Source organism: Nodosilinea sp. LEGE 06152 (assembly GCF_015207525.1).
Taxonomy (GTDB): Bacteria; Cyanobacteriota; Cyanobacteriia; order Phormidesmidales; family Phormidesmidaceae; genus Nodosilinea.
Window position 1 is genome coordinate 321,423 of record NZ_JADEWR010000002.1, and the last position, 9,992, is coordinate 331,414.

7 protein-coding genes are annotated in these 9,992 nt (G+C 48.9%); 2 read left to right on the plus strand and 5 right to left on the minus strand.

The genetic code is table 11. The features are described 5' to 3' along the window. The first annotated feature begins 505 nt into the window (after window positions 1–505). On the plus strand, window positions 506–694 hold the full coding sequence (locus IQ265_RS03915) for a hypothetical protein (protein ID WP_194050877.1): 189 nt from the start codon (window positions 506–508) through the stop codon (window positions 692–694). A gap of 1,624 nt (window positions 695–2,318) precedes the next feature. On the opposite strand, the gene IQ265_RS03920 is transcribed toward IQ265_RS03915, so the two are convergent. The 5 genes from IQ265_RS03920 to IQ265_RS03940 form a co-directional block, all read right to left on the minus strand. Further along, window positions 2,319–3,320 (minus strand): hypothetical protein, encoded by a 1,002-nt coding sequence (locus IQ265_RS03920; protein ID WP_194050878.1) that lies wholly within the window; start codon window positions 3,318–3,320, stop codon window positions 2,319–2,321. A gap of 115 nt (window positions 3,321–3,435) precedes the next feature. Further along, a complete protein-coding gene (locus IQ265_RS03925; protein WP_194050879.1) occupies window positions 3,436–4,299 on the minus strand; it encodes a hypothetical protein in 864 nt (287 codons plus the stop codon). 275 nt (window positions 4,300–4,574) lie between these two features. Continuing rightward, window positions 4,575–5,096: a GNAT family N-acetyltransferase gene (locus IQ265_RS03930; RefSeq protein ID WP_194051134.1), complete on the minus strand. Its 522-nt coding sequence runs from the start codon at window positions 5,094–5,096 to the stop codon at window positions 4,575–4,577. 257 nt (window positions 5,097–5,353) lie between these two features. Then, entirely contained in the window at window positions 5,354–5,812 is a 459-nt protein-coding gene (locus IQ265_RS03935; protein ID WP_194050880.1) for a DUF6876 family protein, read from the minus strand. Between the two features lie 94 nt (window positions 5,813–5,906). Then, window positions 5,907–6,422 carry a hypothetical protein gene (locus IQ265_RS03940; RefSeq protein WP_194050881.1) on the minus strand — a complete coding sequence of 172 codons (516 nt, stop codon included), beginning with the start codon at window positions 6,420–6,422 and terminating at the stop codon, window positions 5,907–5,909. A gap of 981 nt (window positions 6,423–7,403) precedes the next feature. On the opposite strand from IQ265_RS03940, the gene mobF reads away from it, so the two are divergent. Continuing rightward, a complete protein-coding gene (mobF, locus tag IQ265_RS03945) occupies window positions 7,404–9,956 on the plus strand; it encodes a MobF family relaxase (protein ID WP_194050882.1) in 2,553 nt (850 codons plus the stop codon). Window positions 9,957–9,992 lie beyond the last annotated feature (36 nt).

Consider the following 9,992-nt stretch of genomic DNA (forward strand, 5'->3'; position numbering starts at 1 on the left):
CGTGTAGGTGGATGCGCTTTGAGATAGCAAGCCACACGTGCTGCCTTATCTGAACAACGACCACTCGCGATCTATCCACCCCGATCGCATAGGCTCCGATGTGAAGCGGTGCTTCTCTGGCATCGTAGCTGCGGAGCTTACCAAATTGCTCATGAGTTCCCTCAGTAGCAAGCAGTACAAAGGTGTGTTCCCACCGCACATACTGCACCACGGCCAATCCGCGTCGCCGTTGCCTCATCCGGGTGGTTCGGCAGGCAGTGACGCCGTAAGCTTCCCTGAGCTTGGCATCGAGCGTTTGTGGATCGCGCTCGGGTGGAATAAAACGAAGTGCCCATCGGTAATAGCCGTAGCGCATGTAATCGATCGCTATCCGCCGTAAGAAGAAGCCGAGTGTTGGCACCGCCTGTTTCATCACCACTTCAAAGCCTCCACAAAGTGAGAACTCTTGGTTAGGAAGGAACGGACTGATTAAGGGCTCAGTCCGCAAAGCCAAAACCCTTCGTGTGTGAATCCTTCTAGCAGCGCTACCGTTTATATCTTTCAAAACCCTTTCCGCTTGTTTCCGAGCGGCGTCGACGTTTCTAAAACCTTTTCGCCAGCACTCCACGAGCGCACGACGGATGTGATCATCAACATCGGCATTGCTCAAAAGTTGAGAACCGCGCAGACAAACCGCCGCACCCACCTTCCATAAGCTGTAACAGTTACTAAAAATGCAGGTACTTAGTTAGCGCATCGAAAAAACCATCGTTGTTTACAAATCAACTACAAAGCTGCACGAAGTAATTAGCTAGCCGCTGGGCTGTATTTCAGGCCCACCGGCTAGCCCACAAAAAAAGTTCAACATGTAGAGAGGTAAAACCTCCTCAGAGCTTTCGTAGTCACACGTGTCGCTAGATCGGAGTCACCAACTCGATCAATAAATCTCGACACCGTGAATGCCCTTGGGACTGCCTTGCCCCGCGTGCACCTTAGCCATTTATAAAGGCCAAGCACCTACTTGCTCCACACTCCCAGTCTGGTCATTTTGAATCACCTGAGTGACAAATTGCTCAGGCACCGAATGAGCCACCATCCGGCCTGCCAGACTTTCCCCGATTAGCACAAAAGATTGCTTGAAGAGTCACGTTGGTAGTGGATTGCTATCCACAGGGCTAATACTACACGGGCGAATTGAATCCGCTCCCATTTCAGGTTTCCTCGTGCGGAAGGCAGAAGTGACCACGAATTACCATGTAGCGCCTTTTCCACGGTTCGGCATCGTCTCTCCACAAACTTACCGACAAGGGTTTTCACCCCTTTCACAGTTGAGCTATTCGCCGTCGTCATTTCTGGCGAACGCCGGAGGTGTCTTCCTCCGATTGGCGTCATCGCTGAAGCGCCAAACTCCCTGCGCCGGATAGGGTTGCCCACCATGTGCTGCGTTTTTAGCAGCATTTAGGCCAAGCCCCCCTATGGGGATTAGTTAATCAACATCACCCACTTTCTCTTGTACGGCCTCACCGTTTTATTTGGTGAGGTTTGTCTCGGTCGCCCTACTTCCTTGAAACCTGTGTAAATGGCATGGGATAGAACAATTGGATTGCCCCGTTTTTGGCAAACGGTATTACTCAACTGAGCCTCCCTCGAACTGGACAAACAAGTCTCCTCGTATCCAGCTCCAAGAGTTTCGACAACGGTACAGGTGGCTACCTGTCTTCTTTTATCGAGGGATGGTTAGTCCCTTAACCGAAGTGTTGCCGTTACCCTCTACATGACGTGCACTTCTTAACTATGTTTAGCGAAAAAGTGCAGCTTCGCTTGTCGAAATAATGAAATTTAAGCGAGGGCGCAATAACTTTTTTTGAAACGGTGATTTGAAGTGTGTTTCAGAGAAGACGCTCACAAGCACGAAAAAAAGCCGCCCTTTGTGAAAAGGCGGCTTTGGGGAGCAAGGGTCTGTACTCACTCGGCATAAGCACTACATCAAAGTCCGGGGTTATATACCTCAGGTTTACCGAGCGGCACCATCACAGGATCGGTAGCTGTTTTGTTGTCACCATTTTCAGGCGTTGGACGATTACTGAGGACTCGGACAAAGGTAGTTCGTTGTGAACCAAGGTTTGCACGCGCTGAGTAGCGATAAAGCCGCGAAGTGTAATTCTTGGTTTGTTTTCGCAGCGAATGCGTCTAGAGTTGTGATTTCAAATGGCAGGGTGATCTTACACAGTGCCATAAACGCCGCCGATATGACGAACAGGCTTGCAAACTGAGTATCAATTTAGGAAAGAAGGCTTTCGGATGGCAAGGTAAGCTCCTGAGAGGGGGTAACGGCAAAGCTAATGGGCGGATGGAGGCTTACTAGGGCCGGAAGCCGTCCTGTTAAGCGATAAGTTAGATCCTAGAGGTGACAAGATGACAATTCGCCCACCTATACTGCTAACTGCTAATTCAAGTCGCTCCATATCGCTCGGGGCATCTGGTAAGAAGAGGACAATGCCGCATTTAATGCCGCCGACAAGTAAGTACTGTTCTACTTGAGCAACCGCATTTGCATAACTCTGACGCAAAAGGCGTCTCTTGAGTTCAATTACAAGACGTTCCTCTTCACGGGCAACCAATAGATCGGCTCTAAAGTGCTTCTCTGTGTCTAATCGTGCCTCCGTTAGTACGCTCAGTTCTGGCGCAGCAGAAGCCAGGAACCCATGGAGCGCGCCAATTACTTGTGATTCAGTCGGTTTTCCGGATAACGAATTAGAGGAGGGCAGATGAATAGCACAGAACTGAGCAAGAAGATCTGTCACACGTACTAAGAGATCGGCATTCATCGTTTCTGCAAGGTTAGCTGCCAGTTCCACCTTTTTCGCTTCTGCTTCCGCTTGAGAACGTATATATGCCAAACGCTCAGCAATCTGATCTAGGAGCAGGCATGCGAAAGCAGAAACGGAGACTATCGCGAGGAATGCTTCGCTTTCGTCGAAATCCAGCTTGTAGTCGTGTGCAGAAGGGTTGCGCCACTCAGTACGGTACGTCGTTAACTGACGTAGAACTCGGCTACGAAATATGTTGTTCTTCTCGAGATAGTTTTCAATATCGTACGGGCGCTTCTTTGCTGGGTTTTGTCCTGCAAGTACACGGTATGCCTCTTTGACACTTCCTTCGAACGCCTGATTGGTTCGATAGATAGCGTCAGTAAAGGCAGTATCATCGTCACTTTCTTGCCCACGCGCGAGATGGCGAAAGGCTGTCTCTATGTGCAGTAGAACCGCCTTCAGTCCGGGAATGTATTCACCTTCTTCAAGAACAACAATCTTCTTTCTCAGTGTGTCTACGAGATCCATGGATTCTGAGGTCTAACTGTTCTGATCGTCGGTTGCTAACATCTTTGCATCCTACCCAAACTGATTCGGTCAATACGCTGCACCAAGATTGTTAGGCCTTGGGTACAATCCATCTTCATAGTCGTTTAGGCGGCCAACCCTCAGGTGACCAAGGTCTAGATTCACCATACTTGCGCATATTTCGTTCGTGCTTATAGTCAAAATATGATGAAACTACACTCACATATTTACCTTTGTGAAACTTCCACTTTGGCTTGTTATCAAGCACTTCAACAAAAATGTCTCCAGTCATCGACAAGTCATAGCCATGAAAGTACATGGTAAGCGCAACGTCATAAACACGAAACATTAATCGCCCAATTTTTTGTAATTCTTTGGCGGTTTCGAATCCAAGTGAACGCCCTCTCTTAACCATATCCAACCGCTCTTCTATTTGTCTGCGAGATAGGTGAACATAAGCGCAACAATCTCGATAAATATCATATATTTCATCAATAAACTGCTTTGCATCATCTGGATGAAGTGCGGATAGTTTTAACTCTTCTCTCACATCGATTGAGGAGTTAACATTTGTCTCTAGAAAAGTTAAGCGCTCTGATAGCTTTGCGAGAGACTCTATACCTTCTGTATGCTGATCGACGTAGAGATATTTAACTGAACTCTCAATTATATATCGCAGTTCACGTTTAACGGGGTTAAGCATTCCTTGTTGAACTAAATTCCATATAGCCAAGATTGATTGGGCTAGATCATCGGTAGAGCGGATAGTCAGCGAATTCTCGGAGTACTCACCTGCTCGACCGCTGTACATCAAGCAAAGGCGGAGCAACGTAATGACATCGTTAGTCATCCTCTCTATGAAAGATAGCTCACTTTGATAAGTAGGTGACGCAACCAACTCTTCTTGGGCTTTTACCTTGACAGCGTATTCTGCCTGTCTTTGCTCCCAAAACTCATGAAGTGGATCGGTTTCAGACATTCTTGAGATCCTAATAAAATCTATTCGATAATAGACAAAGAAAAAGAGGACTAGCGAAGTCCTCCAATTATAGCAATCCGAATTGATTCATACAGGCGGAAGGAGCCTCTTGCCTGTGCAGGCGGGACACATGCACTACGGATTTTCAAGATCCACGCAGGATCGCTATATGTATTAAGCGTAAGATTTGCTAGGTAAGACCTTACACTAGTATGAGATGTTAACTATTTCTACACCAAAATGAGTGCAGTGAAGAGGTTCACTGCAACGTCTTGTTAGCCGTCGACGGGCTCCGCCGGGGTGTCGATAACAAGCTGATAAAAAGCAAGATCAAGCCACCGATTAAACTTGAAACCCACGTGTTTTATTGTACCTGCATGCGAAAAGCCAAGCTTCTCATGTAGAGAAATACTTGCAAGATTCGTGGCATCTATGCCCCCAACTATTACGTGATACTGTTGGCTTCTTGCTTCTTCAATCAAACGCTGCATAAGCGCCATGCCGAGACCTTTTCCACGATGCTCTTTATGAATATAGACCGAGTGTTCTATAGTGTACTTGTAAGCGGGCCAACTACGAAAAGCCCCATAACTGGCAAATCCCAGCAGTTGATTGCTATCGTCGTGAACACCAATTACCGGGTATGAACCTGCGTCCTTCGTTTTGAACCACGAGACCATGCTCTCAAGAGTGCGTGGTTGGTAGTCGTACAATGCTGTCGAATTAACTATTGCCTCATTCAATATGTTGAGGATTGCTGGTGCGTGCATATCATAGGTGCAATGTATGTAACGCATCCGTGCCTCAGAATAGCTAACTTTGAGTTGAGTGCCAGATATGCTAGACGAACCCATTCACTCCCAGCATAATCCAGTACATCTACCAGACAATACATAGTTTTAAGGCATCAAGCAGAATGTTTGCTGTATAACACCCGTCATATTTGGATTATCCAGCATCTGCCTGTACCACTGTCCCAACCGCCATGATTGCTCAATCGAGCAGGCACAAAAAAGCCGCCCTTAGTGAAAAAGGCGGCTTTGGGGTGGAGTGGCTAATACTCGCTTGGTAGAAGCAGTATTCCGTAGTTGGCATTGCCGCGTGGCCCATCCTGCACAGGATCATAGTTCCAATAGTTGCCTACATGAGCGAGATAGAGCCGAACTTCTTTCAGTGGAAAGTCGGTGTAGGGGATCTTTTGTCTCACCACCACATCGTCTGAATCTCGTTCACAGATAGCAACTGCTGATGAATTCTCATGTACCGTAAGAGTCCAAAACTGCATTTCAAGGAGCACCGGATCGTTTCTTACCGCAGGCTCTATTTGCCATGAGGCAATAAGATCAAGCAGCCAATAGGCTTCACCGTGTTGGGCCAGATACTGCACTCCGTCGGTATAGAGGAACGGATGAAACGGGCTGCCGCTTCGCCAATACTGCATGGTTCCTGTGAACTGACGTAGATCGTTCTCCGTAAGAAGCGTGGTGTCTCTTCTTGGTTTATTCGTTGTCATAAGTGCTCTCCTTCTTCTACAAAAAGAGGGCGAGACAACCTGCATCATGCAGATTGCCTCACCCTCGGTTACTCATTTTTTTGGGTTGGTTTATTCAGGCTTCGAGCTTTTGGCGCTTGTCGCTCTCAAACTCGCGATAGCCATATTTTGTTGCTAGTTCGCTAAAGTCGCCGCCGCTGTGCCGATGGCGGTAAGAACCTGCGTGCCAGTACCATTTCGCTCGCTTGTTGTGCCACCGGAGGCCGTGGGACTTAAGGCTGTCTTTAACCGGTTTTGTTTCGCCGTCGATCCATATCCATGTGCCCACAAGCATGACTCGAATGTTGGGCAAGCTTAGTCCAAGGATCTCATCGAGCTTGTCTATGACTGCCTGCTCGACTGCCTGGTTGTAGTAGTAGGTGTGCTCTCCTTCTTCTCCTCCGGCGGTCTTTTGTGATGTGGTACCGTGACATTTGCGAAGCGCTTCGTGGTACTCGCGGTTAAGCACCTTCATCGCTTCAGCGTCACCGCCCCGGTCAGGATGGAGATTCATTGCGAGACGGCGGTAGCGAGCTTTGATCTCTTCGACGGTGGTTGCACCGACGAAGTATTTTGTATTGCAGTTATTCATAAAATTTCCTTTGGGATTAAAAATAGAAATGGGGCATCCACTCCGGTTAAAGAGTGAAAGCCCCATTTGCTTTACGTTGTTGGTTTGTGGTGGTAGCGAGGAAGAAGAACTAAGGCCTGTCTCTTTTGCTCCTCCAGCAGAGATGTTAAGCCGTGCCGATTGCGCGTTCTCTTAAGAACCGAAGCAGAATCAGGAGTGATTCTCCAATGTGGTTCTCAGAGGCAGTTCCTTCACACCGCGCGAATTCGTACTCCTCCAAATCATCTGCGAGGTAGTGAAGAATCCTTTGCAATGCTTCAAATATTTTCGTATCGTCCATATTGATTCCTATAAAAAGGAGCTATCAACTAAGGGGTTAGTTGATAGCTCACGGGGTTATTGTGGGGTTGCTATTCCATTTTTATGTGGGGTAGCAACTTTTTTTGTATCAGCATCAAGAAGCCTTACAAGAAGTCTCTTCATATCGTCGATATCAGAGTTCATTCGTGTTGAGCGTTCTGTCAGTGAATCAATACGTCGTTCAATACCTCGTAGGTTTCTTCCGGGGAAAACGCTTCGAGCAATGCTACGAAAGCGTCTTGACCACCGAGAAAACCAGTGTGGCATAAACCACCGAAGTACTATTCCAACAATCATTCCAGCTCCAAAAATCAGAGTCCGGTGCATGACGGTTGCTGTTTCTATTTCCATCTTTCTCTCCATTAAACGGAATCCTGACCACATCCTTGTGAAACAAAGACTCCAGTTGTTTTTCTTCACCTCCATGCGAAGAATCTTTTTCTAAAACTAAAATGTGAACCAGTTGAGTGAGTTCCTCAGGAGAAACCCTGGGAATTGCCGAGAGGAATATCTAATCGGAGCTAAGGCAAGTGATGCTTTTTGGGAACGGATTCCTCTCAAATGATGCAATCGATAGCGAGGCAAAAATAAGCATCACAGAAACGTCTTTATTCTAGCAGCGAGCGTTACGATTGTGGGAAATTGCGACAATGTTTTGTCATGCTTTCAATTGCAAAGATGGGACGCAAAAGTAAGTACTACTATGTGAACCTCGCTCAATCTTCTTACGAGGCATCGAGTGCTTTGCCTGGAGAACCCCCAGCAGTGTGGGGAGGCGATGGGGCGCGGCAACTAGGTCTATACGGGGCAGTGAATCGCGCAGAGTTCTTTTTGTTGTTTGATGGGTTTTCGCCTGACGAGGAAACAAAGCTTGTTGAGAATGCTGGAGGCAAGCGGCGTGTACCGGGGTGGGATCTGGTCTTTACCCCGCCTAAGAGTGTTTCAATCCTATGGGTTGTTGTGGATCCAGCACTCCGTGCTGCTATAGAGCGTCTCCACCACCGAGCGGTTGAGGCTGCGATCGCATACCTTGAAAGCCGCGCCCGACTGCTTACCCACGATGCGCCTCCAGCGGGGCTCGTGGTTGCTTATTTTGAACATGGTTCAAATCGCGCAGGGGAGCCTAATCTTCACACCCATGCTCTTGTTCTCAACGATGGGGTGGCCCACAACGGAGCGACAGGCCCCATCAATTCAAGGGTGCTCTATCAACACAAGATGGCAGCAGGTGCCATCTACCGAAGTGAATTGGCGGCGCTGCTGCAAGCAGAGCTTGGTCTTGAGCTTGTGCGTTGTCAGAGCTGGTTTGAGCTAACGGGGTTTTCTCGCACCGAGGGGCGATACCAAACGCTTATGAACCTATGGTCGAGTCGTCGTAAGGCAATTGAAGCGATGGCTCCGTCTACCGCTGCTCAGGCCCAGGCCGTTGCCTACATGACCCGCGAGAAGAAGGGGTATGTCCCGCCACGGGATGAGTTACTTCAGATGTGGCAAGAGGTCACGGTCCAGCACGGACTAAGCCAGCGCAGGGCAATGAGGTTTATTGTTCCTGAGGGAAAGAAGCAGATGACGCTATGGCAGCGGTTTCAGGAGTGGCGCACGCTCAGGGAGGCGAGAAAGATAGTGGTCATGCACCAGAGCCACTTTAGCCGCAGAGATTTAGTAACCGCGATTGCCGTTGCGGCCCAAGCCCGAGGGCTAAACAGCGTTGATGTTCTACGTCTTACCGATACCTGCCTTAAGCACCGGCAGGTGATGTCTATTGGGGTAGTCAAAGATGAGGAACGATTTACCTTCAAGCGGCTCTACCGCCTGGAGCAGTCGCTCCTTAGTCAGGCTACTAAATTGGCTGTGACTCCTGGAATGCGCGTGTCGCACCGCCAGGTGGAACGAGCAGGAACGGGTGAAAGATTGAGTGTGGAACAGCGGCGAGCCCTTCACACGCTTACTGAAGGCGGGAAACTTAAGGTGCTAAGCGGCATCTCCGGCACCGGGAAAACCCATACACTCATTGCGGCTGCCAAGGCGTACCGGAATAGCGGCTACACCGTGGTGGCGGTATCACCATCGAGACAGGGGGCGGAACACGTAAAGGAATCAGGGCTGGAATCACAAGGGGTACTCTCAAAGCTCTTGTACGGAGAAGTTGCGCGAAGCATAACTGTGTACAAACTCTTCTATGTAATTGATCGGGCAAAAGAAGGTAAGCGGCGCTACGGGAGTCGCGCCTATGCAAAGGATCCACTCTCACGCAAAACCGTGGTCATAGTCGACGAGGCGCAGGCATTAAGTGCCGCTCAGATGCTTCGGCTGCTAAAAGAGGTAAGCCGTGCTGGTGGGAAGCTCATCATCAGTGGTGATATAAAAGCGCCCCAAGCATTTGAGCACAGTGGTGCCTTCAAAGCCCTGGCCCAGAAGATTTCATCCGCAACAGCTACTCTGACTGAGATTAAGCGGCAGGATCCGTCACTATCACAAAATTTAGTTCAAGGTATTGGAACTGGCAAAGTAGCCACGGTGGCTAATCTCCTGCGGGATGAGACGATCTTTCATCTCTCAGAAACGAGGGACGAGGCACAGGCAAAGCTTATTGCTGATTGGTTGACGCAAGCGACGGCTTCCCCGAAAGACAATCTGATCATTGTCGATACTAAGGAAGAGGCAGCAGACTTAAACACTATGGCGCAGGCAGCACTTCGGAAAGTTGGGGTGCTGTCAAATACGGCGATAAAGACAAAGGCTTCATACTTTCGGGTGGGCGATCGCGTGATGTTCCATGAGACATCGCCTACATACGGAGTTACAAAAGGGAACACGGGCACCATTGAGCGCGTGGAGTTACTCACCAAGGTTGCGGTGATACGACTTGATAGTGGAAAGACGAGGCTGCTTAATCTCAGGCACTACAAAAGTCTCACGCTTGCCTATGCTCTTACCCCCAGTGAGGCAAAGCATAAGGAGGTGCGCCGCAGTTTCGTACTTACCCAGGGGCGAGGACAGGATGTTTCTTTGGTTCAAGTGTCACGGGCAAAGGGGTCTACTCAAATCTACTCCTATGCACCGCAAAGGATCGATGAGCCGAATGCCCCGGAATGGGAACTCGGACGAAAAATGGTTTACCAGAAGGAGAATGAGCTTTCGATAATTGCTGAGAAGGAGGCTAGGAAAGAGTCGTTGGGCCAAGGGCAGCGGTAGGGTAGCAAACCTTTGAGGTGATCCTTAGAGTTTTAT